At 26.4% G+C, this 523-nt stretch carries 1 protein-coding gene; it reads left to right on the plus strand.

Annotated features, from left to right (window positions below; genetic code table 11):
- Positions 1 to 523, plus strand: a 523-nt coding sequence (locus A6013_RS26090) for a hypothetical protein (protein ID WP_217629492.1), incomplete at both ends; no start/stop codon positions are given.

Raw genomic sequence — 523 nt, forward strand, 5'->3', positions numbered from 1 at the left:
AATGATAAAACTCTCTCAAATCGTTACTATCCAGCAACGGAATGGGAAACCCTAAAATCAACGGTACAGTATTATAAACCTGAATTTACTAAAATTGATAGAGATAAAAAAATCATTAATTTAGGAGGTTGTATGGCAGTATCTTCAATTTATTCTCTTTATCCTCTTATCAAACATAACTTAATAGAAAACAATAATATTATTTTAGATGTTAAAACAGGCTCCAGTGGAGGTGGAAAAACCACAAAAGAATCTCATGCAGAACGCTTTAATAACTTTAGAATTCATAAAGCTTTTGAACACAAACATCAACCTGAAATAGTAATGTTTTTAAATACAATTTCACAAAATACTAATAATGTTAATTTTTCTGCATTTAGTTTAGATATACCTAGAGGAATATATGTTAGTTCATATACTAATCTTAAACAAGATGTTACAGAAATAGATCTACAGAAAGTATACTTTCAAACTTATAAAGAATCAGTATTTATACATTATATATCTAACATAAACAAAATTA

The sequence above is a fragment of the Enterobacter sp. IF2SW-B1 genome (genome assembly GCF_001743375.1).
Taxonomy (GTDB): domain Bacteria; phylum Pseudomonadota; class Gammaproteobacteria; order Enterobacterales; family Enterobacteriaceae; genus Enterobacter; species Enterobacter bugandensis.